Annotated in this window: 20 protein-coding genes and 1 tRNA gene; 6 read left to right on the top strand and 15 right to left on the bottom strand. The window is 70.9% G+C overall.

Going from position 1 to position 26,982, the window contains the following annotated elements; all coding sequences use genetic code 11:
- Window positions 1-31: 31 nt before the first annotated feature.
- Both M4D53_RS07680 and M4D53_RS07675 read right to left on the bottom strand, forming a co-directional pair.
- Window positions 32-3,106 (bottom strand): hypothetical protein, encoded by a 3,075-nt coding sequence (locus M4D53_RS07680; protein WP_259953167.1) that lies wholly within the window; start codon window positions 3,104-3,106, stop codon window positions 32-34.
- 101 nt (window positions 3,107-3,207) lie between these two features.
- On the bottom strand, window positions 3,208-4,281 hold the full coding sequence (locus tag M4D53_RS07675; protein ID WP_259953164.1) for a glycosyltransferase: 1,074 nt from the start codon (window positions 4,279-4,281) through the stop codon (window positions 3,208-3,210).
- A 122-nt stretch (window positions 4,282-4,403) separates the two neighbouring features.
- Between M4D53_RS07675 and M4D53_RS07670 the strand changes: the two genes are divergently transcribed.
- A complete protein-coding gene (locus M4D53_RS07670) occupies window positions 4,404-6,167 on the top strand; it encodes a DUF4012 domain-containing protein (RefSeq protein ID WP_259953163.1) in 1,764 nt (587 codons plus the stop codon).
- Window positions 6,168-6,309: 142 nt separating this feature from the next.
- Entirely contained in the window at window positions 6,310-6,876 is a 567-nt protein-coding gene (locus M4D53_RS07665) for an LAVTG motif-containing sortase-dependent surface protein (protein ID WP_187663685.1), read from the top strand.
- A 176-nt stretch (window positions 6,877-7,052) separates the two neighbouring features.
- Here the strand turns inward: M4D53_RS07665 and M4D53_RS07660 are convergent, their stop codons facing one another.
- From M4D53_RS07660 to M4D53_RS07635, 6 genes are all read right to left on the bottom strand, one after another.
- Window positions 7,053-8,507, bottom strand: a complete 1,455-nt coding sequence (locus M4D53_RS07660; protein WP_259953162.1) for an LCP family protein — start codon at window positions 8,505-8,507, stop codon at window positions 7,053-7,055.
- Window positions 8,504-8,971: a 5-(carboxyamino)imidazole ribonucleotide mutase gene (gene purE / locus M4D53_RS07655; protein WP_259953271.1), complete on the bottom strand. Its 468-nt coding sequence runs from the start codon at window positions 8,969-8,971 to the stop codon at window positions 8,504-8,506. The genes M4D53_RS07660 and purE overlap by 4 nt, the downstream gene beginning before the upstream one ends.
- A gap of 124 nt (window positions 8,972-9,095) precedes the next feature.
- Window positions 9,096-10,220 (bottom strand): 5-(carboxyamino)imidazole ribonucleotide synthase, encoded by a 1,125-nt coding sequence (locus M4D53_RS07650; RefSeq protein ID WP_259953161.1) that lies wholly within the window; start codon window positions 10,218-10,220, stop codon window positions 9,096-9,098.
- Between the two features lie 94 nt (window positions 10,221-10,314).
- Window positions 10,315-10,827: a PH domain-containing protein gene (locus M4D53_RS07645; protein WP_259953269.1), complete on the bottom strand. Its 513-nt coding sequence runs from the start codon at window positions 10,825-10,827 to the stop codon at window positions 10,315-10,317.
- A gap of 94 nt (window positions 10,828-10,921) precedes the next feature.
- Window positions 10,922-11,692, bottom strand: a complete 771-nt coding sequence (locus M4D53_RS07640) for a biotin--[acetyl-CoA-carboxylase] ligase (protein WP_259953160.1) — start codon at window positions 11,690-11,692, stop codon at window positions 10,922-10,924.
- On the bottom strand, window positions 11,689-12,972 hold the full coding sequence (locus M4D53_RS07635; RefSeq protein WP_187663681.1) for a CDP-glycerol glycerophosphotransferase family protein: 1,284 nt from the start codon (window positions 12,970-12,972) through the stop codon (window positions 11,689-11,691). Before M4D53_RS07635 ends, M4D53_RS07640 begins: the two co-directional genes overlap by 4 nt.
- 148 nt (window positions 12,973-13,120) lie before the next feature.
- Between M4D53_RS07635 and M4D53_RS07630 the strand changes: the two genes are divergently transcribed.
- A complete protein-coding gene (locus tag M4D53_RS07630) occupies window positions 13,121-14,146 on the top strand; it encodes a glycosyltransferase (RefSeq protein WP_259953267.1) in 1,026 nt (341 codons plus the stop codon).
- Between the two features lie 10 nt (window positions 14,147-14,156).
- Here the strand turns inward: M4D53_RS07630 and M4D53_RS07625 are convergent, their stop codons facing one another.
- From M4D53_RS07625 to M4D53_RS07615, 3 genes are read right to left on the bottom strand one after another with little or no spacing between them, the layout of a single operon-like run.
- Window positions 14,157-15,593, bottom strand: coding sequence for a CDP-glycerol glycerophosphotransferase family protein (locus M4D53_RS07625; protein WP_259953157.1), 1,437 nt, complete (start codon window positions 15,591-15,593; stop codon window positions 14,157-14,159).
- Window positions 15,590-16,843, bottom strand: a complete 1,254-nt coding sequence (locus tag M4D53_RS07620) for a CDP-glycerol glycerophosphotransferase family protein (RefSeq protein ID WP_259953156.1) — start codon at window positions 16,841-16,843, stop codon at window positions 15,590-15,592. The genes M4D53_RS07625 and M4D53_RS07620 overlap by 4 nt, the downstream gene beginning before the upstream one ends.
- Window positions 16,844-16,888: 45 nt before the next feature.
- Window positions 16,889-18,460 carry a S1C family serine protease gene (locus M4D53_RS07615; protein ID WP_259953155.1) on the bottom strand — a complete coding sequence of 524 codons (1,572 nt, stop codon included), beginning with the start codon at window positions 18,458-18,460 and terminating at the stop codon, window positions 16,889-16,891.
- Between the two features lie 95 nt (window positions 18,461-18,555).
- Here M4D53_RS07615 and M4D53_RS07610 point away from each other — a divergent pair, with 95 nt between their 5' ends.
- Entirely contained in the window at window positions 18,556-19,758 is a 1,203-nt protein-coding gene (locus M4D53_RS07610; protein WP_259953154.1) for an aminotransferase class I/II-fold pyridoxal phosphate-dependent enzyme, read from the top strand.
- A 10-nt stretch (window positions 19,759-19,768) separates the two neighbouring features.
- Here the strand turns inward: M4D53_RS07610 and M4D53_RS07605 are convergent, their stop codons facing one another.
- On the bottom strand, window positions 19,769-20,578 hold the full coding sequence (locus tag M4D53_RS07605) for a carbon-nitrogen hydrolase family protein (RefSeq protein WP_259953153.1): 810 nt from the start codon (window positions 20,576-20,578) through the stop codon (window positions 19,769-19,771).
- Window positions 20,579-20,656: 78 nt separating this feature from the next.
- Between M4D53_RS07605 and M4D53_RS07600 the strand changes: the two genes are divergently transcribed.
- Window positions 20,657-20,730: transfer RNA gene (locus M4D53_RS07600), tRNA-Met, on the top strand.
- Window positions 20,731-20,817: 87 nt separating this feature from the next.
- Entirely contained in the window at window positions 20,818-21,693 is an 876-nt protein-coding gene (locus M4D53_RS07595) for an aminoglycoside phosphotransferase family protein (protein WP_259953151.1), read from the top strand.
- Between the two features lie 22 nt (window positions 21,694-21,715).
- Here M4D53_RS07595 and M4D53_RS07590 read toward each other — a convergent pair whose 3' ends face one another.
- The 3 genes from M4D53_RS07590 to M4D53_RS07580 form a co-directional block, all read right to left on the bottom strand.
- Complete coding sequence (locus tag M4D53_RS07590; RefSeq protein ID WP_259953142.1) at window positions 21,716-22,558, bottom strand: universal stress protein; 843 nt, start codon at window positions 22,556-22,558, stop codon at window positions 21,716-21,718.
- Window positions 22,559-22,894: 336 nt separating this feature from the next.
- On the bottom strand, window positions 22,895-25,798 hold the full coding sequence (locus M4D53_RS07585) for a UPF0182 family membrane protein (protein WP_187663674.1): 2,904 nt from the start codon (window positions 25,796-25,798) through the stop codon (window positions 22,895-22,897).
- Between the two features lie 73 nt (window positions 25,799-25,871).
- Entirely contained in the window at window positions 25,872-26,963 is a 1,092-nt protein-coding gene (locus tag M4D53_RS07580; RefSeq protein WP_259953140.1) for a YlbL family protein, read from the bottom strand.
- Window positions 26,964-26,982 lie beyond the last annotated feature (19 nt).

Raw genomic sequence — 26,982 nt, 5'->3', positions numbered from 1 at the left:
CCCGCGAACTGCCCGAGGCGACGGCCGCGCCTCAGCGATAGGCGACCGTCGCCGCCTTGCCTTTCACATAGCTGATCGAGCCGCCCTGGAACGCCTGCACACACGACGTCGCCGAGCACGTCTCCACACCCGCCGGCCACCCGAGCTTTCCACGCAACCATCCCGCCTTGCTGTACGCGGTCATGATCGTGTTCGACGACGCGAACGTCCCCGCCACCGACGAATGGACCCACCCACCGGAGAACTTCTGCGCCATACCGCCACCGTTCGGGTCCGCCACGAGCGAAGGTACGGGATCGACAGCTCCGCCGAGCGCGACCGGACTGCTGGCCGGATCAGCGCGAACCTTCGCGATGGCCGCGGCCGAGACACCCACCGCACTCGTCGGCTCAGCGGTGCCCGTGAACGAGAGGACACCCCCGGCGAACGCCTGGGTACACGAAGCGCCCGTGCACACCTCAGCGCTCACCGGCCATCCGAGCGAACCCCTCACCCAACCGGCCTTGCTGTACCCCGACATCATCCGCGTCGAGGTCGCGAACGCACCCTTTGCAGAAGAGTGGATCCACCCACCCCGGAAGCTCTGCGCGACCCCGTCGCCGTTCGGATCCGTCACCTTGGACTCCGCACTCGTGGGCCATCCCAGCTTCCCCCGCAGCCACCCCGACGCGCTGTACTCCTTCATCGACGCGTTCGACGTCACGAACGCCCCGGCCGCCGACGCGTGAATCCACCCGTTCGCGAACTGACGGACGAGACCATTGCCCTGCGGATCCGACACCACCGTCAACTGCCCGACCGGCGCACCCAGCGCCCCCGAGCTGCCGCCCTGCGCCGCGAACACCACATCGATCGCGTCCGCCTCGACGCCCACCAGCGGAACCGCCGCCTTCCCCTTCTGATAACCGATCGAGCCGCCCTGGAACGCCTGCACACACGAGGTCGCCGAGCACGTCTCCACACCCGCCGGCCACCCGAGCTTTCCACGCAACCATCCCGCCTTGCTGTACGCGGTCATGATCGTATTCGACGACGCGAACGTCCCCGCCACCGACGAATGAACCCACCCACCGGAGAACTTCTGCGCCATACCGCCACCGTTCGGGTCCGCCACGAGCGAAGGTACGGGATCGACAGCTCCGCCGAGCGCGACCGGACTGCTGGCCGGATCAGCGCGAACCTTCGCGATGGCCGCGGCCGAGACACCCACCGCACTCGTCGGCTCAGCGGTGCCCGTGAACGAGAGGACACCCCCGGCGAACGCCTGGGTACACGAAGCGCCCGTGCACACCTCAGCGCTCACCGGCCATCCGAGCGAACCCCTCACCCAACCGGCCTTGCTGTACCCCGACATCATCCGCGTCGAGGTCGCGAACGCACCCTTTGCAGAAGAGTGGATCCACCCACCCCGGAAGCTCTGCGCGACCCCGTCGCCGTTCGGATCCGTCACCTTGGACTCCGCACTCGTGGGCCATCCCAGCTTCCCCCGCAGCCACCCCGACGCGCTGTACTCCTTCATCGACGCGTTCGACGTCACGAACGCCCCGGCCGCCGACGCGTGAATCCACCCGTTCGCGAACTGACGGACGAGACCATTGCCCTGCGGATCCGACACCACCGTCAACTGCCCGACCGGCGCACCCAGCGCCCCCGAGCTGCCGCCCTGCGCCGCGAACACCACATCGATCGCGTCCGCCTCGACGCCCACCAGCGGAACCGCCGCCTTCCCCTTCTGATAACCGATCGAGCCGCCCTGGAACGCCTGCACACACGACGTCGCCGAGCACGTCTCCACACCCGCCGGCCACCCGAGCTTTCCACGCAGCCATCCCGCCTTGCTGTACGCGGTCATGATCGTGTTCGACGACGCGAACGTCCCCGCCACCGACGAATGAACCCACCCGGCGTCGAACTGCTGCGCGGTCCCGTTGCCGTTCGGGTCCGTGACGGCCGTGGGCGTGGTCTTCGGGTATCCGAGCTTTCCCCCGAGACCGCCCTGAGCCGTGTACTCCTTATACACCTCACCGTAGACCTGTCGCGCGCCGAGCGCCTTCGTCCAGGTGATGATGCCGTTGACGTACGTCACGGTGCACCGCGCGGTCGTTGCCGTACAGGCCGGAGTCGTCTTCGCGGCGCCGAGAACGCCGGTCGCCCCGCCGAGCGAGGTGTGCAGGCGACGGATGTCGCCGAGCGGGTCCACCACCGGCTTCTGGGTCGAGCCGAACCAGTCCGTGAAGTAGTTGTAGAAGTTCCGGTTGCCGTACGCGGAGCACCCGTCACCCTTTCCGTAGCCGGCCCGCAGCGCTGCGGCGTTCGGCTGGTACGGCGTGTAGTAGTACAGCGCGGACGTCGCCTTGTTCGCGACGTAGACCGGCGAGGATCCGCAGGAGCTGTTCGGGTTGTAGAGGATGTTCCAGGTGCGCCCCGGCGCGTACCACTGGAACCACTTGCCCTCCATGTAGATCTGCATCTGGCGCGCGGCGCCGTAGATCTGGTGGAAGAAGCCGATGTAGTTCGGGTCGCACGGCGCGGTGTCCGGGCAGCCCTGCCCGAGCGCGATCCGGTACCGCCAGGCGCTCGGCCAGGTGTGGGTCACGAGCCCCTGCTCCTTCTGGAGCATGACGATGAGCACCTGCGGATTGATATTGCAGGCCTGGGCCACGCGGTAGATGATGCGCGCAGCGGACTCGTTCGCAGCACCGGAGTATCCGCTGCAGTACTGGTCCCCCGGACGGGTGACCGTGTTCATGCGGAAGTCCTTGAGACAGACGATCGGCTCGTTGTTCTCGTCCCGTCCGCCGAGGCAGCGGGAGACCTTGCTGTTGAAGAAGGTCTGGATCTGCGCTTCGGTCATCGTGCTCTTGTTGGTGAACACGGCGTCGCTGATGATGTTGCCCGGCGTGAACCCGACCAGAGTGGTCTTGGCCAGCCCGGTCTGCGCGGGATCGGCGGCGGTACGCGCGACGGTCGGTGCGACGGAGGTCGCGGCGGAGGCGGCGGTGGCGGGGACCACCGTGCCGATCACCAGGGCGGAGGCAGCGAGGAAACAGGTGAGAAGGCGGGTGACCTTCGTGGTGTTTCGAGAGCGTGGGGCACGTCGAGACATGTGACCAGTGTGACGGAAGTTGCGGGATGATGCCACTGTTGCCACAGAAATGCGATCAGCTCTCGGCGTGTCGCGCCGATGCGAAGCTGGCGTTCAGGTGATCAGAGGTCCGCGTGCAGACTCCACACGCGCTCCGCCGAACTCGCCCAGGAGAACGCCCGCGACCGGTCGGCGGCGAGCACGCGCAGGCGCTCCCTCCCTGTCGTCGCCGCGTCCTCCACGGCCTCCGGCAGAGCACTCTCGCTGACCACCGCTCCCCCGTCGGCGAGGACGTCGTGATGACACCCGGACTCCACGGCGACCACGGGGACGCCGAGCGACATCGCCTCCACGGCACGCCACGGCCATCCGGAGACGGCATCGGTCGACACGAAGACGCGCGCCCCGGCGACGACGGCGGCGCGATCCGAGACCTCGAGCGTCCCCCGGATGTGCGCGCGCCGCTCGGGCAGCCCGGCGGCGGCGGCGATCTCGGCGATTCGCGGTTCCGCCCCCTCGGCCGCTCCGATCACCACGGCGTCGAGGTTCGCCGCGACGGCGCCGCGGAAACCGGCGGCCAGCGCGTCCTCCGGCCCGGAGAGGACGAGGTAGTCCGCGGGGACACCGAGGTCGTCCCGACGCGAGGCGACGTCCGCGGGACGCCGGAGGTCCTGAGGTGGCGCGCCGGCGATCACGCGGATGCGGTCACCGAGCTTCGCGAGACCGGACAGGCGCTCCGCCATGGAGTGGGACGGAACGACCACGGCATCTGCGTGTTTCACGGCACGTCGGAGCATGCCTCGTTGCCAGGCGACGGCGCCGCGCGACAGCTGAGACGGCGCCTCCCAGGCCCGCAGGTCCCACAGCGTGACGGTGGTCTGATCGTTGTCGTGCACCCGGTCGTGGCGGACCAGTGGGGCGAGCAGCGTCGGCGCGTGGATGAGGCCGCCGCCGACGCCAGGGGCGATGCCGAGTTGCCAGGACGCGGCGAGCTCGCGCCGTCCGACCGCGAGCGTGCGCACTTCTCCGATCCCGCGGAGCGGCACCTCTGCCCCCGAGGGCACGATCGCATCGACCGTGCAGTTCGGCGGCGCCGTCTGGACGAGCCCGGCGGCGAGATCTCGCGATGCCGCCGCCTGATCGGGGTCGACGACGTGCACGAGCTGATCCAGAACAACACGCAGTCGAGCACCCATGCGATCAGGCTAGCCGCGGGATGCCGACGACCCCGGGAGCGCATCACCTGTCCGCACCGCTACTCAGCGTTCCCACAGCATCGGGAGCGCGCCCGGCAGCTTCGCCGTGCTTGAATGCCAGGGTGAGCGATGGTCGCCTTCCCGTCCGCCGCCGATGGGTCGGGTGGACCGTCGGCCTCGTCCTCGTGCTCCTCGTCCTCGCACTGGGCTGGGTCACGGTGCGCGGCATCGGCGCGGTCGACAACCTGCAGCAGATCGCGAAGGCGACCAGTCAGCTCAAGCAGTCCATCGCCGACGGAGATCTCGACGGGGCGGCCCCGATCGCCGACCGCATCTCCCGCAACGCGGAGTCGGCCCGGTCGCTGACCGGGGACCCGGTCTGGCAGGCCTTCGGGGTGCTGCCCTGGATCGGGCCCAACTTCCGCGCGGTGAGCGATGTCGCCGAGATCGCCGACGACGTCTCCACGGACGCGCTCGGTCCGCTGCTCGACGTCGCCGCCGACGTCGACATCACGAGCCTCGGCTTCTCGGGCGGGGCGATCGACCTCGCCCCTTTCGCGACCGTCGAGAAGCCACTCGGCACCGCGAGCTCGGCCTTGGCTGCCGCGGAGGAGCGGGCGCGGCGCATCGATGCCGACGCCACCCTCCCCCCTCTGGCCGACGCCGTCCGGGAGATGCGCGGGGCCGTCACCCAGGCCGCGACGGCGGTCGGGGCGCTGCACGGCGCCTCGGTCCTGCTGCCGACCATGCTCGGCGGTGAGGGCCCGCGCACCTACGTGCTCGCGATGCAGAACAACGCCGAGCTGCGGTCGTCGGGCGGCATCATCGGATCGATCGCGCTCCTGCGCGCGGAGAACGGCAAGGTCACGCTGCAGCGGCAGGCGTCGACGCGCGACTTCCCCCCACTGGACACGGCGCTCCCGCTCAGCGACAGCACCGTCGCGCTCTTCGAGGACCGCCCCGGCCGCTATCTGCAGAACATCACCAGCATCCCCGATTTCCGGGAGGCCGGGCAGACCATCGCCGCCCGGTGGGAAGGGCGGTACGGGGGAAAGGTCGACGGGGTGATCGCGGTGGACGCCGTGGTGGCCGCGCACCTCATGCGGGCCACCGGAGACCTGTCCTTCGGGCCGTTCACGGCGACCGCGGAGACCGTGACTGACCTGCTCCTCTCCGAGATCTACGCAGCGATCCCCGATCCCGCGGCTCAGGACGCGATCTTCGCTCAGGCCGCCGGCGGACTGTTCTCGGCTGCGCTGTCCCATGCCGAGCCGCAGGCCCTCGTCCGCGCGCTCGCCGACGCCGCCGGCGAAGGCCGCATCCGGATCTGGAGCGCGCATGAGGCGGAGGAGTCGCTCCTCGCCGCCAGCGCGCTCGGCGGCGCCATGCCGCAGGATGACGAGGACGCCGCGGTGGTCGGCGTCCTGATGAACGACGGCACCGGCGGGAAGATGGACTATTACACCCGCGCGTCCATCGCGACGGCGGTGGGCACCTGCGGAGGGGTGCCGACGACCCAGGTGCGCGTCACGTGGTCGAACACGGCCCCCGCCGACGCCGCCACCTCCCTGCCCCCGTACGTCACCGGCGACGGCGTGTACGGCGTGCCGGCCGGCAGCGTGCGCACTCTGATCGCCGTCTACGGTCCGGAAGGCGCCCTGCCGTCGCACATCGACCGGGACGGCTCGGAAGAGGGCGTGCAGACGACGACCATCGGCGATCGCTCCGTCGTGCAGCACGAGGTGCTCCTCGCCCCCGGCGCCTCCACGACGATCACCGTGGAGTTCCAGGGCGACGGCGCCGGAGCACGTCTCACCGAGGTCGAGCACACCCCGCTGATCGTGGGTCCGAAGCTGACCCGCGACACCCTGCAGTGCGGCTCGTGACAATCGCCGACGGATGAGGTACTGTCATCTCACTGGGGAATAACCGGGGTCCGTGAACCTGCCGTGGGGGCAGAGGATCTCGCGCAGTCGGACGCAGGGGTGTGTCCGGAGGCGATTCCGCGTGAAATTCTGGGGAGAAATCATGCTGAAGAAACTGGCTGCCATCAGCCTTACCGCTGGCGCGCTCATCTTGGCCGCGCCGACCGTCGCCTCTGCGGCACCGAGCGACTCCTACCCCTCGCCTCCGGGCGCGAAGGTGGGCGACGCGATCATCGACACCTGTGAGGTCTCGACCGTCGCCTTCGGCGCCGGGTACTTCGAGCCCTCGGAGACCGTCGGAGTGTCTGTCTCGGGGCAGAACGCCGGCGCCGCCGCCATCTCGGGCAACACCGCCGCGTCCGACGGCAGCCTGAGGGTCACGTTCCGCCCGCCCTCCGACGGGCAGGGGGCCTACGCCCTCGACTTCGCCGGTTCTCGGGCATACACCGCCACGGTGACGGTCTCGCACGGGAACGCCGCCGCTTCCAGCTGCGACCACGACCCCGGCACCGCTGCTCCCGCCGGGACCGAGCTGCCGCTCACAGGCGGCACGGAGCTCGCCCTCACCGGCGGATCGGTGTCGCCGTGGATCGTCGGCGGCGCCGCAGTCGCTCTGGTCGCCGGTGGTGGCCTCGTCGCCGTCGGAGCCGCGCGCCGCAAGCGCGCCTGAGTCGCGCGCCGCACGCGCGCCTGAGCCAGGTCGCCGCCTTGTGCGGTGGCCGGCTGGACGACGGTGATCCCTCCCCCTCCGATCACCGTCGTCTGGCGAATCCGGTCATGCACCGGACGGCCCACGGGCGATGTTCCCGGGAACATCGCCCGTGGGCTGCGTCGTCCCCCGCGGACTCACGGGGCGGGGGTAGGGGTCTCCGTCGGCGGATGCAGTTTCTGCTGCATGAGCTCGTGGATGAAGTCGTAGTTCGGGTCGAACTCGTCGACACCGTTCTCCGGCGTCAGTTCGACCGTCTGGACCGGCTGCTCCTTGGCCTTGAGCATGAGATCGAAGAACTCCGGCAGCTTGCCCTGCGGAAGATCCGTGTCGATGAGCGCCGTGCCCGCGGCAGCCACCTCGTTGAAACGCGTGAGCACGGTCTGCGGCGTGAACTGGGCGAGGATCGCCTCCTGCAGCTCGCGCTGCCGCTTCATGCGGTCCCAGTCGCTGGTCGTGTACCGCGAGCGGGCGTACCACTGCGCGGTGTCGCCATCCATGTGCTGCTGCCCGGGCTCGATCCACCCGATCGCCCACTCGTTCACGTCGGTCCCGGACCACCCCTCGGGCGGACCGCCCTTGGGGAGGCGCTCGGTGACGGTGATGTCCACGCCGCCGAGGGCGTCCACGAGGTCGGCGAAGCCGTGCATGTCGACGAACACGTAGTACGGGATCTCGATGCCGAGCACGCCCTCCGCGGCGTCCTTGGTCGCCTCGATGCCCGGTGCCGAGCCCGTGGCCTCCGCGTCCGGATAGAGCCCGGTCCCCTTGTCCTCGCGGCACACCTCCGCGGCGTTGCGCACATGGTTCATCCAGCCGTTCCAGCCGCAGGTGGACGAGCCCTGTCCCTGGAAGCCGTCGGGATACAGCTCCTGCATCGGGCTGCCGTCGCTGAACGGCGCATGCGGGAGCTCACGGGGGATGCCGGTGATGGTGACCGCGCCGGTCTCGGCATTGACGGAGACGACGGAGATGCTGTCGAACCGCATCGAGTCGCGACCGTCCCCACTGTCCGCGCCGAGCAGCAGGATGTTGTAGTAGCCGTCGCTGGGCGGCAGGCTCGGCCCGCTCTGCCCGAAGATGGCCCCGACGCTGCCCCGCACCGAGCCCACCGCCGTGGCCGCGTACCCGGTCATGCCGCCGACCAGCCCCAACAGGAGGAGGGCGACGACCGGGAGGACGAAGCGCGACGGCGCGGGGACCTTGACCAGACGGACGAGCCGGAGCGTGTCGAAGGTGAGGACGATCCAGAGCACCACGACACCCACGAGCAGCACCTGCACGAGGGTGAGCAGCACCGCCGACACGAAGCCACCGCCGATCGTGAGCCAGAGGAAGACGGGGCGCGCGAACAGGGCGAGGGCGAGGGCGACGACGGCCAGGACCCACGTCGTCAGCGTGACGCCGAGTCCGAACCTGCCCAGGCGGCGATTGCCCGCGAGCACCTGCGCGGAGCCCGGGATGAGGAGGTTGAGCCCGACGAGCCACCAGGCGCGCTTCGACATGAGGCCCGGATCGGCCGGGTCCGGGTGTCGCAGCGGCCGCGTCTCGATGAGCGGACGTCGTGTCGCGCGCGGGGGCGCAAGGGTCACAGCGAGCCCTTCAGCCGATCGTTCTTCTCCTCGACCTGCGCCTCGAGGTCGGCGGCGTAGGCCTCGACGCGGTCCGCCAGATCGTCGTCCGCGGCAGCGAGGATCCGGGCCGCGAGCAGGCCGGCGTTGCGCGCGCCGCCGATCGACACCGTCGCGACCGGGATACCCGCGGGCATCTGCACGATCGACAGCAGGGAGTCCATGCCGTCCAGGTACGCGAGCGGCACGGGGACGCCGATGACCGGGAGCGCCGTCATCGACGCGAGCATGCCGGGCAGGTGGGCGGCACCGCCGGCGCCCGCGATGATGACGCGCAGGCCACGAGACCGCGCCTCACGCGCGTACGACATGAGCTTGTCCGGCGTACGGTGGGCAGAGACCACCTCGACCTCGTGAGGGACCCCGAAGTCGGTGAGCGCTTGGGACGCGTCGCTCATGACGCGCCAGTCGGAGTCGGATCCCATGACGACGCCGACCAGAGGAGCGGCGGAGGAGTGCAGTGGCTCGGTCACCAGATCAGGCTACGGTCTCGCGCTGGGAGAACCCCCGAGCGGCACACGTCTTTTCCGTGTGCCGCCGCGGGAATCCTCAGGCGAAGGCCGCTGCGGCGGCCCTGGCCTCGTACACCGCGTCGTCGAGGTCGTCCCCGGCGACGTTCACGTGCCCCACCTTGCGGCCGGGCCGCGGCGCCTTGCCGTACGTGTGGATCTTGGCATCGGGGTGCGCGGTCATCGCCGCCTCGAAACGGTCTCCGAGAGTGCCGTCCGTCGGGCCGCCGAGGATGTTCACCATGACCGACCAGGCCGCGCGGGGCTGGGTGTTCCCCAGTGGCAGATCCGCCACGGCACGCAGATGCTGCTCGAACTGTCCGGTGACGGCTCCGTCCTGGCTCCAATGTCCGCTGTTGTGCGGTCGCATGGCGAGCTCGTTCACGAGGATGCGCTCGTCGTCCGTCTCGAAGAGCTCGACCGCGAGCATCCCGGTCACGCCCAGGCCCTCCGCGATACGACGGCCGATGTCCTCAGCGACCTCGGCGAGACGCTCGGTCGCCGCGGGCGCCGGGGCGATCACCTCGGCGCAGACGCCGTCGCGCTGCACCGTCTCGACGACCGGATACGGGATCATCTCTCCCCCGGGTCGGCGTGCGACCTGCTGGGCGAGCTCGCGGACGAAGGGGACGAGCTCCTCGACGAGCAGGGCGTCAGAGCCCTGCAGCGCATCGAGCCAGTCCTGCGCTTCGGCGCCCGAGCGCACCACCCGCACACCCTTGCCGTCGTACCCGCCCCGCGGCGTCTTGACCACCGCGGCACCGTCGTGCTCGTCGAGGAAGCGCTGCAGGTCGTCAGCGGAGCGGACCGGAGCCCACTCGGGCTGCGGCACGCCGAGCTCCGCCAGCCGGGAGCGCATGACGAGCTTGTCCTGGGCGAACTGGAGCGCATCCGGGCCGGGGTGCACGGCGACGCCCTCGGCGACGAGAGCGCGGAGCACGTCCTGCGGCACATGCTCGTGGTCGAACGTGATGACGTCGACGTCGGCGGCGAAGGCACGCACGGTCTCGAGGTCCCGGTAGTCACCCACCGCTGTGGCGGCGAGGCCCGCGGCCATACCCTCCTCTTCGGCGAGCACCCGCAGATCGAGACCGAGCTCGACCGCCGGAGCGATCATCATCCGTGCCAGCTGTCCTCCGCCGATCACGCCCACGCGCAGCGCCATGTGCCGCCTCCATTCGTCATGCCCATTCTTCCGCACGCGCGAGCGCCCGGGGAACGCAGGTACGCCCCGGACGGACCGGGCACGTCGGCCGAGCTCAGGCGAAGTCGTCGCCGCTCGCCTGGGCGTCGCGGTGGGCCAGGATCTGACCGACCTCGATCTGGTCGGCGAGGGTCTCGTGCACGAGGGTGACGTTCGGCACGTTCACCAGACGCAGAGGCGCGTCCACGCCGTTCGAGAGCGTGATGGTCCCGCAGCCCCACATCCGCTGCAGCGGGCCGCGACGGACGCCGATCGTGTAACCGCGTGCGTGCGACATCTCGCGGCGGTTGCGCGCGCCCAGGCCCTGGGCGGCGATGACGCGACGGGTCGTGATCGTCGTCGTCCGGGAGTACCAGACGATGAAGGGGATCACGACGGCGACGAGGACGACGGTCCCGGCAGCCGCGAGCAGCATCCAGTCCTCGAAGCCGGCCGGCAGGTTGCCGTAGAAGTAGGCGGTGGCCCCGAAGACGGCGATGAGCACGAGCGCCGACCAGAAGAGCCGACGCGCGTGGCCACGGAAGCGCGCGATCAGCAACTCCTCGGCGGGAGTGCCGGGCGGCGGCATCAGCGGGCGTCCGCCGAGCGTCACGGGCTGGGTCACACCCCCATTGTGCCCGGGATCGCCGACAACACCGTCCGTGCGGCGGCGTGTCCCCGCCTCACGCGGGGCGGACGTGCACGACGTCGCCGGCCGAGACCGCGTGCACGGTGCCCTCCGCCTCGACGCGCAGGCGTCCCTCGGCGTCGATGCCGACGGCCGTGCCGTCGAGCAGGGAGCCGCCGGGGAGCGAGACCCGCACGGCCTGTCCCACCGTCGCGCACCGTGCGGCGACCGCCGCATGGAGACCGCTCGCGATCGCGTCGTCCGCCGCGGTGAGCGCGGTCAGGTGACCGTCGAGCGCCGAGAGGTAGGAGCGGAGCAGCTCGTCCTCGTCGACGACCACGCCGTGCACCGCGAACGAGGTGGCCGTGGGCACCGGAAGCTGCGTCGGGGTCATGGACGTGTTGACCCCCGCGCCGACGATGACAGCGTGCGGGGTCGCCTCGGCGAGGATGCCGCAGATCTTGCGGCCGTCGACGAGGACGTCGTTCGGCCACTTGAGGGCGACGGTGGCGGCGGGCAGCTGCGCGGCGACGGCCTCGGTCATGGCCGCTCCGGCGGCGAGCGGGATCCAGCCTCGCGCCGCGGGTTCGGCGGGCAGATCGCGGAGGAGGACGCTCACCGCGAGCGCCGACCCCGCCGGGGCCACCCACCGGCGATCCAGTCGCCCCCGTCCGGCGGTCTGGTGCCGGGTCAGGAGGACCGAGAGGTGCGGCCAGCCGTGGGCGTCGTCCGCATGCCCACGGAGGTCGGCGTTCGTCGACCCCGCCGCGTCGACCACCTCGAGACGCGGTGCGAGCGCGGCGGAGCGCGGGAGGTCGCCGCTCATACGTCCTCGTCGTCGGCTTCGTCGTCGTCATCGTCCGCGTCACCGCGGACGGCGCCGATCTCGCGATCGCGCCACCGCTCCCACTCCCCCATGAGACGGTCGACGGCCGCGTGGAACTTCTGCGTCGCGACACCGGGGGTGGTGTCGCCGAAGTAGTGGCGCACCCACATCTGCAGCCGCGCGACGGCCGCCTCGTCCTGCCGCACGCGCTCCACCTCGGCGACGATGTCGTCCGCCGCCTCTGCGGACAGCCACTCGCAGTCCGAGAGGTAGCCGGTGGTGTCGACGGCGGCCTCCTCGTCGACCGGTCGCGTGATCATGAGCGGCTTTCCCGCCGCGAGGCGGTCGTACACCATGGCCGAGATGTCCACGACGGCGACGTCGGCGGCGGCCAGCTGCCATCCGAGCTCCGGACCGTCGTCGTACACGTGCTGGGCGGTCGGATCGGCCGCGTTCGCGGCGGCGATGGCCGCGATGATGCGCCGGTGCGCCGCCCCGTAGGCCTCGTCGACGACACCGCTTCGCGGGTGCGGACGGTAGATGACGCGGTGCTCCCCCGTCGCGAGGAGTCGCGCCACGAGGCGCTCGCCGTGCGAGGCGATGGAGCCGTAGTGCGCGCTGGGCCGGTCTCCCTCCCAGGTCGGCGCGTACAGCACGACGAGACGGTCGTCCGGTGTGTACGGGAGCGAGCCGGAGTAATGGTCCGCCTGGGGGCGTCCGATCTCGATCGTCCGGCTCTCCACGTCGTAGTCCCACAGCGTCCGCGACAGCCGGTCCCTCGCCGCCTGACCGGCGACGAAGGCGTAGTCGTAGGCCTTGTACTGATTCGTGGTCATGTACATCTTGTCGGACTCGCCGTGGTTGATGAACACGTGCCACCGGCGGCCGTACCGGAACATCTGGAAGTTGCGGGTGTTCTGGTTCACGTACAGCACCACGCGGATGTCCTGCGTGGCCAGGAAGCGCTCGAGATCGCGCACCTTCGGCACGAAGGCGACGGGCGGGCCGTCCTCCTCGAGGAGCTTCTCCGCGCCGGTCGCCTGGCGTGCCAGCACCACGACGGGCCACCGCTCGGCGAGCGCGGCCAGCGGGCGGTACCACTGCCGCATCTGGTACATGTTCACGGCGCCGTCCGCGAAGTACACCGCGACCTGGAAGTGCTCGGCCGGGTACGGCACCTGATCCGCCAGCCGGCGGCGGACGCGCTGCACCGCCGAGCGCGAAGCGAGCGCCCGCTGCAGGAGACGGTAGGCCTTCTTCGCGTCAGACAGTGCACCCATCCCTCCAGGATAGTTCGTCCTGTCCCGGCATCCGCGGCGGCCCGGACAGGCGGACGCCGCCTGAGAGAGAGCGGCAGGAGCGGCGTGACATGATCGACGTGTGCCAGCCAACGGATCCCCCACCCCCGTCACCGGGGTGTCCTTCGTGATGCCGGTGCTCAACGAACGCGCCTACCTGGAGCACGCCGTCGCGTCGGTGCTCGCCCAGGAGGTCGGCGTCCCCGCCGAGCTCATCCTCGCGCTGGGACCGTCATCGGACGGCACCACCGCCCTCGCCCGCCGACTGGCCGCGGCCGACGACCGGATCCGTCTCGTGGACAACCCGGCCGCGCACATCCCGGTCGGCCTCAACGCCGCGATCCGGGCCAGCCGCTACCCCACGGTCATCCGGGTCGATGCCCACTCCGAGCTCGCTCCCGGCTACGCGGCCAGGGCCCTGCAGACCCTGCAGCACACGGGGGCCGCCAACGTCGGCGGCGTCATGCACGCCGAGGGCCGGACGCCCTTCCAGAAGGCCGTCGCCCGGCTGTACAACTCCCCCGTCGGCCTCGGCGGCGGGGCGTATCACGGCGGCCGCGTCGAAGGAGAGGCGGAGTCCGCCTACCTCGGCGTGATCCGTCGGGACGTCCTCGACGAGGTCGGTCTGTTCGACGAGACGATCCGCCGCGGCGAGGACTGGGAGCTGAACCTGCGCATCCGCCAGGCCGGGCACCGCGTGTGGTTCGACCCCGAGCTGTCGGTGACCTACTGGCCCCGCGAGAGCTGGCCGCGCCTGGCCAGGCAGTTCCGCGCGACCGGCGCCTGGCGAGGGGAGCTGGTGCGGCGCTTCGGTCGTCGCAACGGTCTTCGCTACTTCGCGCCGCCGGTCCTGCTGCTGTTCGTCGCACTCGCCGTGGTCCTCGGGGCCTTGCAGCTGTCCGGTGCGGTGTCGGGAACCGCCTCCCTCATCGCCTCGTGCCTGGTCTACGTCCCGCTCGCGCTCTACGTGCTGCTCGTGGTCGGCGTGGCCCTCGCTCCCGGCGGGGGCGGCGTGCGGCAACGCCTGTGGACGCTCCTCGTGCTGCCCACGATGCACCTCTCGTGGGGTCTCGGCTTCCTCGGCGGCGTGCTGCGCGGAGCCGGCGACACGGTGGACGCGTCCCGGCTCGGCACGCGGAACACCCCCCTGCCCTGACGTCCGACGACTACGGCGTGACGAATCCGAGGTCGAGGATCCGGTCGACCACCCGCTGCGCGGCCCGACCGTCGTCGAGGGTGTTGAACTGCCGCTGCCAGGCGGCATAGCGCTCGGCGTACCTCTCCCGGTGCCCCGCATCCTCCAGCGCGGCCACGAGTTCGTCCTGCGTACGGAGCAAGGGCCCCGGCGCCCGCTCCGCCAGATCGAAGTAGAAGCCGCGGAGCTGACCGCGGTAGTGGTCGAGGTCGGGCACGAGGAAGTACATCGGCTTGCCGGTCACCGAGAAGTCGAACATGACGGAGGAGTAGTCCGTGACGAGGGCGTCGGCGGCGAGCAGGAGCTGCGACGTCTCGGGGTAGCCCGTCACATCGATCACCCGGGCGCCGGCGCGATCCCTGCCCTCGCCCAGCGTGCGCGAGTGGCCGCGCACCAGCACGACGGCGTTCGTCTGCCGCGCGAGGAGTTCGGGATCGACGAAGTCGACCATCTCCGCCCGGTCGTCGCGCCAGGTCGGGGCGTAGAGGAGGACGCGCTCGTCGGCCCCGATGCCGAGCGCCGCGCGAACGGCGACCGGGTCCCCGGTACGCAGCGCATCGTTGCGCGGATAGCCGTCGACCCAGATCGGCCGCCCGAAGAACGCATAAGCCTTGCGCAGGATCCGCGCGGCGTACGTGTTCTGCGCGAGCAGCACGTCCCACCGCCGGGACTCCTTGACCACCGCCGCCATCCGCCGGGGATCGAACCCGGGGCGGTGCAGCGCCAGGCGCTTGAGGGGCGTGCCGTGCCAGGTCTGCACCACCTTCTGCCCGGGCTTCCGCGCGAAGCGCCGTCGCAGCCAGTCGTTCACGACGAGCAGGCGCGCGGCCCCGCGGGCGTGCCACCATTCCGGGCTGCCCTCGATCACGGCGATCGCTCCGTCCGGCACCTCGACCGACAGGTCGGCGACGCTCCAATACCGGCGCACTCCCGGCGCGCGCCGTGCGAGCTCCCGATCGATGGCGCGCGGGTTGCAGCCGACGCTCCGGCCGTAGAAGCTCTCGAAGAACACGGCGTTCTCGGTGCCGCCTGCCTGCGCCACGTAGCGCTCCTCGAGCGTGGAACGCCCCTCGGCGGTGTCGTACACGGGGTCCACGGGCGCCGCGACGTGGACGACGGCACCGTCGACGGCGATCCGCACCCCCGGGAGGAGCACCGGCGCGAGACGCAGCTCGGCCGGATCGACGCCGTCGATCCGCAGGTCGTACTCCCCGGACGGCAGAGGCAGCTCCGGACCGCCCCATCGCGACGCGCGGAGCGCGAACGTCGCCTTCCAGGTCTTCCCCCCACCGGTGAGGCGGGCCTTCACCCGCGCCCGCGGTCCGGTGAGCTCGGCGCTCTCCGGACGCTGCCCGGTCCCTGCGATGACCAGCGCCTGTGCCGTGTCATCGATGCGGGCCGTCGTCATGCTGCTCCCTTCGGCGCGGGGACCCCCCGCGCACGGATCGCCCGGTATACCCGACGAGTGTTCTGACCGTCACGGAACGCGTGCATCTCCGCGCTGAGCGTAGCGGAACGCTCGGCGGCCTCGTCGAACGCGGCCGCATCGCCGAGCAGCGACGCCAGCCGGACGAGGGCGTCTTCCCAGCCCGTGGCGACGCCGGACGCGGCGACCTCCTCGAAGCGGCCGTAGAAGCCGCGGGTGCGGGCGTACTCGGCGACATCCGGTGCGAGGAAGACGACCGGCAGGGCGAGGAGCCCCACGTCGTACGCGAGCGACGAGTAGTCCGTGATGAGGATGTCGACGGCGGGCAGCACCGGCGTCACATCGCTGACGACCGTGCTGGGCAGCGCCCGCACCCGCGTCGTCGGCACCGGCGGCGCGTAGCTGCCGTCGCCGAGGGGGTGGGAGCGCACGAGGAGAACGGCGTCGTGGTCTTCGAGCACCCGGATGATCCGCACCCATTCCTCGGCCGTCGGGACGGAGGGGTCGGGAGCGCCGTCGCGCCAGGTCGGCGCGTAGAGGACGATCCGGTCGGTGTCGCCGATCGCGCCCACGGCCTCGGCGAGCAGCCCCCGTGCATGGGCGCGGCGTTCCTCGGGCGAACCGCTCGAGAGCACGTCGACGCGCGGCTCCCCGGTCACCACCACGCGATCATCGCCCAGCCCGAACGCGGCCTCGAGGCGTGCTCTGGCGCGGTGCGAGGCGGCAGGGAGCACCCGGATGCGCTGCGCGGCACCCCGGTACATCCAGCCGACGAGCCGACGCAGGACCGGCGCACCGGGCACGGCCGGCACCTGGGTCGTGGCGGGAGAGTCGAGGCCGATGCGTTTGAGCGGGATGCCATGCCAGAGCTGCACCACGAACGCACCGCCGTTGCCGTAGCGGTTCACGTCACCGAGGCCGTGGGTCACGATCAGCACCCCGGCGCGCGCGGTCGCCCACCAGCCGCGCAGACCGCCCCGTGGCACGCTCCGCAGACCGAGGGCCGCGGCGTCCGCCGCTTCGCGCGGGGACCCGGCCAGCCACAGGGTGTCATGGCCCGCCTCCGCTGCGTACCGCTGCAGGGCGAGGGCGCCGTCCCCGACGCCGGCACCGCACCCGAAGACCCAGCGCGGACCGCGCGGCACGAGAAGGGTGCCGAGACGGCCGAGGGCGTACAGCGGGATCCGGAGCAGCTTGGCCGCGTTGCCGGTGCCGAAAGAGAAGGACGCCACCCGGCGAGCCTATCGCGCAGGTGGCGTCCTTCTCTGACGTGGGGATCAGCCGGCGAGCGTGCCGAGCGTCACCTCGATGTCGCTCTCCTTGCCGTCGCGGACGTAGGTCACGTCGGCCTTGCTGTCGGCGGCCGCTGCGCGCACCTGCGCCGTCAGGTCGGTCGCGCTCGTGATCGGGACGCCGTTGAAACGCGTCACGACGTCACCGGCCTGGAGACCGGCGGCCTCGGCGGCGCCCCCGTCGGTGACCTCGGCGATGTAGGCGCCGGCCACCGTCGCGCCCTCGACGCCGGAGGCATCGCGGACCGAGGCACCCAGGAGGCCGTGCGTGGCCGCGCCATCGGCGATGATCTCATCGGCGACGCGCTGGGCGATGTTGGACGGGATGGCGAAGCCGATACCGATCGAACCCGACTCCTCCGAGTTGCCCGAGCTCGCGATCGCGACGTTGATGCCGATCAGCTCGCCCTTGCTGTTGACGAGGGCACCGCCGGAGTTGCCGTGGTTGATCGCCGCGTCGGTCTGGATCACGGCGATCGAGATCGACTCGGTGGCCTGCTGCCCGCTGTTGCCGGGCAGATCGAACTGGAAGGGCCCCTCGCCCTGGCCGTCCTCCGGTGCCTGCTCCTGCGGGGCGTCCTCGGAAGAGGAGTCGGGCAGCGCGGAGGAGGCGATCTGGATGCTGCGGTTCAGCGCGCTCACGATGCCGGTGGTGACCGAGTTGGCCAGGCCCAGCGGGGCGCCGAGCGCCACGGCGGTATCGCCGACGTTGAGCTTCGACGAGTCGGCGAACTCGATCGGAGTCAGGCCCTCGGCGTCCGTGAGCTTGATCACCGCGAGGTCGTAGATCGGGTCGGTGCCGACCACGGTCGCCTCGTAGATGCGGCCGTCGGAGGTCGTGACGCGGATCGTCGGATCAGCCGCCGCGCCGCCGAGGGTCACGACGTGGGTGTTGGTGAGGACGTAGCCGTCCTTGCTGATGATGACGCCGGAGCCGCTGCCGGCCTCCTGCGACCCGGCCACCTCGATGGTGACGACGGAGGGAAGCGCCTCGGTCGCGACCGCGGTGGTCTCGTTGACCGAGCCGGGGTTGTTGACCGTGACGGTCTGCGGTCCCTGCGCCGTGCCGGAGGACGGGGAGTCCTGCAGCCCGGTGAGCAACGCGCCTCCGCCGAAGCCGGCGACGCCGCCGACGAGGGCGGCTGCGACGATGAACGCCGCGACGCGGGTGCCGCCGCGCGACTTCTCCTTCGTCGCGGTCGGGGTGCCCTCGGCCGGCGGCACCGTGCCGTCGAGCGGCCGGGTGTCGTGCGCCGGGACGCCGAATGCGGCGCCGGGGACGCCCGCCGCGGCGGGACCGGGCGCGGCCAGCCCGTGCGGCACGGGTGCCACGGTCGGGGCGCCGGCGGCGTGCGACGCGAACGTCGGCGGCATGTGGTGGCCCTGCGGGGCGACCGGGGCGGAAGCGGCCGGGGTGCCCGTGAGGGTGCCGTCGGCGGCCGGAGACGGCGCGCTCGGCGCGGCCTCGGGGGTCTGAGGGGTCTGGGGGGTGTGTCCGGCCGACACGGCGTCGTCCGACGCCGGTGCCGGGCGGTCCTGCGGGTTGTCCTGGTTCATGGTGTGCTCCTTCAACGCTCCTCCAGGATGCCCCGCATCCCTGTGCGTTCCTTATGCCGAGCTTGAGTTTCAGCTATGGCCTTAGCCTGTTCTTCATGAGTGTCATCCCCGGCGCATGGCGTCGCACGGCGGCCGGTGCCGGCCTGCTCGACGCGGACGGTACCGTCGCGCCCACCATCTTCGCAGAGATGTCCGCCGCGGCGGTCAGAACCGGCTCCATCAATCTGGGGCAGGGCTTCCCGGACGAGGACGGCCCGGAGGTGGTCCTCGCCGCCGCACGCGCCGCGATCGCCGAGGGCGTCAACCAGTACCCGCCGGGGCGCGGCTTCCCCGATCTCCTGCAGGCGATCGCCGAGCATCAGCAGCGGTTCTACGGGCTCGCCGTCGACCCGGGCACCGAGGTCATCGTGACGGCCGGGGCGACCGAGGCGCTGACGGCCACCCTGCTCGCGCTCATCGACGGGCCGGAGGACGAGGTCGTCGTCTTCGAGCCCTACTACGACTCGTACGCCGCGGCGGTCGCGCTCGCGGGCGCTCGGCTCCGGACCGTGCCGCTGCGGGCGCCGGACTTCCAGCCCGACCTGCAGCAGCTCGCGGAAGCGGTCACGGATCGGACGCGGATCGTCCTCGTCAACGACCCGCACAACCCCACGGGAGCGGTCTTCGACGAGGAGGTCCGCCGGGAGGTCGTGCGTCTGGCCGAGAAGCACGATGCCGTGATCGTCACCGACGAGGTCTACGAGCACCTCACCTTCCGCGGCCCGCACGTGCCCATCGCCACGCTGCCCGGCGCTGCGGAGCGGACGCTGACCATCTCCTCGGCCGGGAAGACCTTCTCGACCACGGGGTGGAAGATCGGCTGGGTGCACGGCCCCGCCGCGCTCATCACGGCCGTGCTGACGGTGAAGCAGTACCTCACCTACGTCAACGGCGCGCCTTTCCAGCCCGCCGTGGCCGTCGGCCTGCGCCTCGACGATGCGTTCTTCGCCGATGCCGCCTCCCTGCTCGCCCGCAAGCACGCGATCCTCGGCGACGGTCTGCGCGCGGCCGGCTTCACCGTCCATGCCCCACAGGGCGGCTACTTCACGGTGGCCGACGCGACGGCTCTCGGCGGCGCCGATGCGGCGGCCTTCTGCCGCGCGCTTCCGGAACGGGCCGGGGTCGTGGCGATCCCCCTCACCGCCTTCGTGTCCCCCGCGCGACGCCCGGCGTACGCGGGCCTCGTCCGCTTCGCGGCGTGCAAACGCGTCGATGTCCTGGAGGAGGCGGCCGCCCGTCTCTCCGGTCTGCGCGCCTGAGTCAGGTCGGTCAGCGCGGGACCACGGCGTAACGTCGTGCACGCAGCGAGGGGTTCGTCTCCCGGACCCTGGTGACGGCCGCTCCGTCGACCACTCCGATGGCCAGCCCCGGCTCGGGCCCGATCCCCGCGCGGACGACCCCCTGCGGGTCCACGATGCGCGAGTGCCCCACACCGATCGGCGCCGGGTGGTCGGCGGCGATGACGAACACCGTGTTCTCGATGGCCCGCGCGGCGAGCAGCGTGGTCCAGTGGTGCTCCTTGAGCGGCCCGCGCACCCATTCCGCCGGCACCACGAGCGCGTCGGCACCGGCGACCGCGAGGCGCCGCGACAGCTCGGGGAACCGCAGGTCGTAACAGGTCATCAGCCCGAAGCGCAGACCTCCGAGCTCGAAGACCGCGGGCTCGCCGATCTCCCCCGGCTCCACCCAGTCCGACTCGCTCTGCCCGAACGCGTCGTACAGGTGCTGCTTGCGGTAGACCGCGAGGATGCCGTCGCCGCGCACGGCGACGATCGTGTTGCGCACGCGCCCCTCGTCCGAGGCCTTCTCCGTGACGCCCGCGACGATGACGACGGCGAGCTCCGAGGCCAGGCCGATCAGTCCGGTCACGAACTCACCGTCGAGACCCTCCGCATTCGCCGCGAGGCGTTCGTCCATCGGATCGACGAAGAAGCTCGAGTACTCCGGGAACACGATGAGCTTCGCCCCCAGTCGGGCGGCGTCCGTCGCGAGCTCGGCGATCCGCTCCCTGTTGGCCTCGCGCGAATCGGTGGGAGCGAACTGGCACACGGCGACGGGGACGGCGGCGTTCTCAGGCATGACGCCATCCTCTCGCACGCGCCGGCGCCGCGCTCGATTCGACGCCTCCCCGGATCCGTGATAAGTTATCTCTTGTGCCGCGGGGTGGAGCAGTTCGGTAGCTCGCCGGGCTCATAACCCGGAGGTCGCAGGTTCAAATCCTGTCCCCGCAACAAATGGAAGGCCCTCTGGCCGGGAGAAATCCCAGGCCAGAGGGCCTTTCGCATGTTGCGGGAGCCGACCTCTGGGAGTATCGAGGGGTGAGCCGACCAGTCGACATCGATGCAGCCGTGGTAGCTGAGCTCGTCGAAGAGCAGTTCCCCCGCTGGGCGCACCTGCCCGTCCGCGCCGTGGCGCGTCAGGGGTGGGACAACAGGACTTTCCGCCTGGGTGAGGATCTGTCGGTTCGCCTTCCCGTTGCCGAGTCCTACGCGACGGCCGTGCAGAAGGAGAGCAGAGCGCTCGAGTTCCTCGCCGGACGGCTCCCGGTCGCCGTTCCCTCCGTCGTTGCGCTCGGCGAACCCGGCCGCGGCTATCCGTTTCCGTGGTCCATCCGCCGGTGGCTCGACGGCGACACGGTCGACCGCGTCGCGGGGCTCGATCGTGTCCGCCTCGCCGTCGATCTCGGGGGCCTCCTCCGCGTCCTGAGGTCTCTTCCCGTGCACGCGGGGCAGGCCGCCGGCCGGCACTCGTTCTTGCGCGGTTCGCATCCGAGCGTCTACAGCGATGACGTCCACGCCGCGCTGCAGCGGCTGGACGACACCGTGGACACGGAGAACTGCCGGAGCGTCTGGCTCGTGGCGACGAGCAGCGTCTGGGAGTCCTCGCCCGTCTGGTTCCACGGCGATGTCGCCGTCGGGAACCTCCTCATCAGCGACGGCAGCCTGTCGGCGATCATCGATTTCGGCACCTGCGGCGTCGGCGATCCTGCCTGCGACCTCGTCATGGCGTGGACGTACTTCGAGGGGGACGCGCGTGACGCGTTCCGCGACGCTGTCGGACTCGACGACGCGACGTGGCGACGGGCTCGCGGCTGGGCGCTCTGGAAAGCGCTGGTGACCCTCTCGGGCGGGTCAGGACCGGGCGGAGACGACAGCCGACGCGTGCTTCACGAGGTGCTGACCAGCCCGCTCTAGGCCGCGGATGCCGTCCCGCCGGTCAGCGGACGACGGCGGTGGGCGCGACGAGCGCCGCGAGGACCTCGTGGCTGATCGACCCGAGCAGGAACCGGGCGACGGCCCCCCGCCCGTGTGAGCCCACCACGGCGAGGCTCGCGGCGGCGGCCGCCCGGTTGATGACCTCGGACGGGTACCCGCGCTCGACCCGGGGCTGCAGCTCGAGATCCGGATACGTCTGGCGCAGCCCGGCGAGAGCGACGGCGAGAGTCTCTTCGGCCAGCTCCTGCATGGAGGAGAGGTACTGCTCGGGGTACGACCTCGCTCCGCGCGGAAGGGGCACGGGCGTCCATACCGTCACCGCGATGAGGGGCTCGCCGAGGCGGTCGGCTTCGGCAGCGGCGAAGGCGACGGCGGCTTCCGAGATCGGCGACCCGTCCACTCCGACGACGACACCGCGGCGGTCTCCCGCCTCGATATCCGGGATCACCACGACGGGGCAGGACGAGTCGGCGACGATGCGCAGCCCGTGCGCCCCGCGCCGCGGGCTGTCCGCGTCATCGGGTCGGAAGTCGCTTCCGATCACCAGGAGGTTCGCGCCCGCGGTGGTCGAGACGAGCTGGCGGACCGGGTCGCCGCGGAGCACGACGATGTCGACGTCCAGGCCCTGGGCCTTCAGCGTCTCCGCGTGCTCCTCCAGCAGACTCCGCGCGGCCGCGATCGCCGCGTCCACCACAGGGCCCTCCCCGACGGCACCGACCGCTCCCCCGACGACGCTCGCGAGGAGCAGAGTGGCCTTCCGCGACCGTGCGCGATGCGCGGCCCACTCCAGTGCTCGTCGTCCCGCCGATGTGTCCACCACTCCTACAACGATGCGCTCAGCCACGGCGACCTCCCTGTTCGCCTCCACCCTCCCATGCCATCCCCTCCTCGCGCGACGGTTCGTCCCGGACAAAACCCTCCGCCGCTCAGGCACTCGCGCCAGATCAGGCTTCCTATCAGGAGGGCGCCTGACCTCGCGCGCCCGCCTGCTGCCGCGAGAACGCCTGTCCCGGCGCGCCACGCGCGCACGCAGGCACCCGCGCGACAGCAGGCACGCCTGCAGGATGTCGCCTGAAACGGCGCGAGCGCCTGATGCGGCGGACGCGCGTCAGAGACGCGGGAGCGACGGGGAATGCGAAAGGGCACCCCGTGGGGGTGCCCTTTCGTGTGCGTGGCGAGATTACTCTGCAGCGGCCTCCAGCTCCAGGAGCTTCTCGACGGCCGCGGTGAGCCGCTTGTCCGCCTCGCCGAACTTCTCCAGGTCACCCTCGGTGAGGGCCGCCTGGCGGTCGAGGAGCGCCTGCTGCGCCTTCGCCAGGGCGTCGGCCTGCTCATCCGTCGGCGTCGGCGTGGTCGGCGTCTCCCCCGTGTCGGGATCGGTCGCCTCCGGGTCGGTGGGTTCGACCTCGTCATCGCCACCGGTCGCGCCGGAGTCGCCGCCGAACAGCGTGTCCAGCGCCTCGGTGAGGGTGTTCTCGAAGGCCACCCGGTCACCGAAGGCGACGAGCACCTTCTGCAGACGCGGCAACTGCGTCCCCTCGGACGACTGCACGTAGACCGGCTGGACGTAGAGCAGACCGCCACCGACGGGCAGAGTCAGCAGGTTGCCGTAGATGACCTCGGACTCCCCCTGCTGGAGCAGGTTGAGCTGCGGCACCACGGCCGTATCCGAGTTGTAGGTGTTCTGCACCTGGCCGGGACCGGGCACCGTGGTGTCGGTGTCGATCTCCAGCATGCGCAGCTGCCCGTAACCTTCGGCCTTGACGCCCTTCTCGGCGCCCGCATCCGAGTCGACGGCCAGGTAGCCCATCAACACGTCGCGGCTGCCGCCCGCGCCCTGGGAGGCGGGGATGAACGTCGAGAACATCGAGAACCGCGGTTCCTCCTGCCCTGGCATCTGCATGGTCAGGTAGTACGGCGGCTGCAGCATCGCGTCGCTGCGCGGGTCGTTCGGCGTCTGCCAGCGGTTGTCCTGCTGGGCGAACGAGCCGGCCTTGTCGACGTGGTAGATGCCGAGGATGTCGCGCTGCACCTTGAACAGGTCGGTCGGGTACCGGACGTGGCTCATGAGCTCCCCGGACATCTCGCTGATCGGCTTGAGGGTCGACGGGTAGACCTTCTGCCAGGTCTTCAGGACCGGGTCCTCCTCGTCCCAGGCGTACAGCGTGACCGAGCCGTCGTAGGCATCGACCGTGGCCTTGACCGAGTTGCGGATGTAGTTGATGTCGTCGATCGCGAGCGACGGCGTCGGCACGTTCGAGTCGGCGATCGCGTCGGACAGGCTCACGCTCGTCGAGTACGGGTACGTCGAGCTGGTCGTGTACCCGTCCACGATCCAGACGATGCGGCCGTCCACGACGCTCGGGTACGGGTCGCTGTCGAGCTCGAGGTACGGCGCGACCTTCTGCACGCGGGTCTTCGGGTCGCGGTCGTAGAGGATCTGCGAGTCGTCGTTGACGAGGTTGGAGAAGAGGATCTGCTCCGACTGGAACTTCAGCGCGTAGAGCAGCTTGGTGAAGCTGTCGCCGATCTTCGGTCCGCCGTTCCCGGAGAACGTGGTCTTCGTCTCGCTCGAACCGTCCTTGCCCCGCGGGTAGTCGATCTCGACCGGGTCGGCCCCCTCGGGGGCGCCCACGATGGAGTACTCCGGGGAATTCTCGCCGAAGTAGACCCGCGGCTCGAAGTCGCCCTGCTCGGACAGGAAGCCCGAGGTCGGGATGCCGCGCTCGAGGAAGACGGGCTCGCCGTCCGTCGTGCGCTGGTTTCCGGCCGCGGCGACGAGACCATAGCCGTGCGTGTAGACCGCGACGCGGTTGTTCCAGTTGTCACCGTCGCCCAGACCCGACATGTCGAGGTCACGGACGGAGACGACCGTGTCCTGCTTCACGCCGTCGATCTCGTAGCGGTCGACGTCCATGGTCGTCTGGAACTGGTAGTAGCCGCGGTACTGCTCGAGCTGGCGGACCGTCGGCGGGATGACCTTCGGGTCCATGATGCGGATCGACGCCGTGGTCTCCGCGTCGGCGCGGAGCTGACCGGCCTCGGCGTCCGTCTCAGCCTCGAAGGCCGTGGTCTCCAGGTCGGCGACGCCGTAGGCCTCCTTCGTGCCGTCGATGTTCCGCTGGTAGTACTCGGCCTGATAGGCGTTCTGGTTCGGCTTCACCTGGAAGGTCGTGACCACCCACGGGTAGCCGATGCCGATGACCAGCGAGGCCACGATCAGCAGCGCGGTCGCCGCGAGGGGGAAGCGCCAGCGGCCGATGACGGCCGTGATGAAGAACAGGATGGCGACGACGGCGGCGATGATCGCGAGGATGCCGAGGCCGGGGATGGTCGCGTTGGCGCCCGTGTAGGCGGCACCGGTGATCCGGTCGTCCGGTTCGACGAGGGTCTTGTAGCGGTCCAGCCACAGGCTCGCCGCCTGCACGAGCAGGTACAGCCCTGCGATGACCGCGAGCTGGATGCGGGCCGGCTTCGAGATGCGCAGCTCGCCCTGGCCGATGCGCACGGAGCCGTAGAGGTAGGACACGAGCGCGGTGACGAGAAGGCTCAGCAGCAGGACCGCCGAGACGAACGCGAGGAGGATCGAGTAGAACGGCATCGCGAACATGTAGAAACCGGTGTCGACGCCGAACTGCGGGTCGACCTCACCGGTGGCGACGCCGTTGGCCCACAGCCACACGGTCTTCCAGTTGCCGGCCGCCGCGAATCCGGCGAAGAGGCCGAAGAAGATCGGCATGCCCCACATCGCGAGGCGGCGCAGCGGCTCGATGACCTCCTGGTAGCGGTCGAGCTGGGAGCTCAGCCGCACGTAGACCGGACGGAGCCGGTAGGCGAGCTGGATGACGACGAACAGCGGAACCGCCATGCCGAGGAAGCCGATGACGAACATCACCGCCGTCGCGATCCACTGCGTGGTGAGCACGCCGGTGAACCCGACCTGGTCGAACCAGAGGAATTCGGTGTAGAGCGACGCGAAGACGAAGAACGCCGCGATGAGCGCGGCGATGATCACCAGGGAGATGCCGAGGATGCGTCGGGAGGTTCGAGGCGTGGCCGGGGGCTGGGCTGGGGTCGAGGTCACCCCTCCATCCTAGGCACCGCTCGCTGTGGGCGGGCTGTCACACCGGTCACGGCGGGGTCACGACCGCGCGGGCTCAGGTGGCGGGAACGTCGCAGGTCGGCAGCGCGTCGACGTCGCCGTCCTCCGCGATGACCTCGAGCGCCGCGAGGGATTCGTCGAGGGTCGCGGTGCGGATGACCTGCAGGCCGTCCGGCACATGCCCCACGACCTCGTCGCAGTTCGCCTCCGGTGCGAGGAAGTAGTCCGCGCCGGCGTCACGGGCGCCGTAGAGCTTCTGGCGGATGCCGCCGATCGGTCCGACGGTCCCCTCGGCGTCGATCGTCCCGGTGCCCGCGACCTCCTTGCCGCCGTTCAGCTCGCCCGGGGTCAGGGTGTCGATGATCCCGAGGGCGAACATCATGCCCGCGCTGGGGCCGCCGACGTTGTCGAGCTGGATCGTGACGTCGACCTCGAAGTCGTAATCGGTGCGCAGCGTGATGCCGATCAGCCACGTCGTCGTGCCGTCCTGGGTCTGCTCCTCCGGCGTGATCTCGACCGTCTGCTCCGCGCCGTCGCGGCGCACCGTGAGCGCGACCGGATCCCCGCCCGCCTCCTGGATGGCCTCGCGCAGCGCGGTCGCCGAGGTCACGGGCGTGCCGTCGATCGCCGTGATCACGTCGTCCGCCTCGAGCAGGCCGTCGGCAGGAGAGCCCTCGACCGCGTCGACCACCACGACCTCGGCTCCGGTGTCGTAGCCGAGCTCGTTCAGCGCAGCGGCCGTCGCCTCGTGCTGTGAGTCGACCATGAGCATCGCGTTCCGCTCGTCGCGCTGCTCGGTCGTGACGCCCTCGGGGAACACCGCGTCCAGCGGCACGACGGCGCGCGAGGCGTCCATCCAGGCGAGCGCGAGCTCGAACCAGCTCGGCGTGCGCTCCCTGTTGCCGACGACCTGGACGGTCGTCAGGTCGAGCGTGCCGCCCGTCTCGTACGTCTCGGTCCCTTCGACGCTGATGAGCGGGACCTGCTCGCCGTCGGCGTTCTTCGCGGTACCGAGGGTGTCGTACACGGGGCCCGGACGCTGGATCACGTACGGCGAGGGCAGGAAGGTGAGGACGGCGAGCGCGGCGAGCGCGACCACCAGCGCCCAGACCCCGAGTCCGAGCTTCCCTGCACGCGGTCGTTCCACAGCAATCCTCCGTCGTTCG

Source organism: Microbacterium meiriae (assembly GCF_025143875.1).
GTDB classification, from domain to species: Bacteria; Actinomycetota; Actinomycetes; order Actinomycetales; family Microbacteriaceae; genus Microbacterium; species Microbacterium meiriae.
This window is presented reverse-complemented; position numbering and strand designations above follow the sequence as displayed.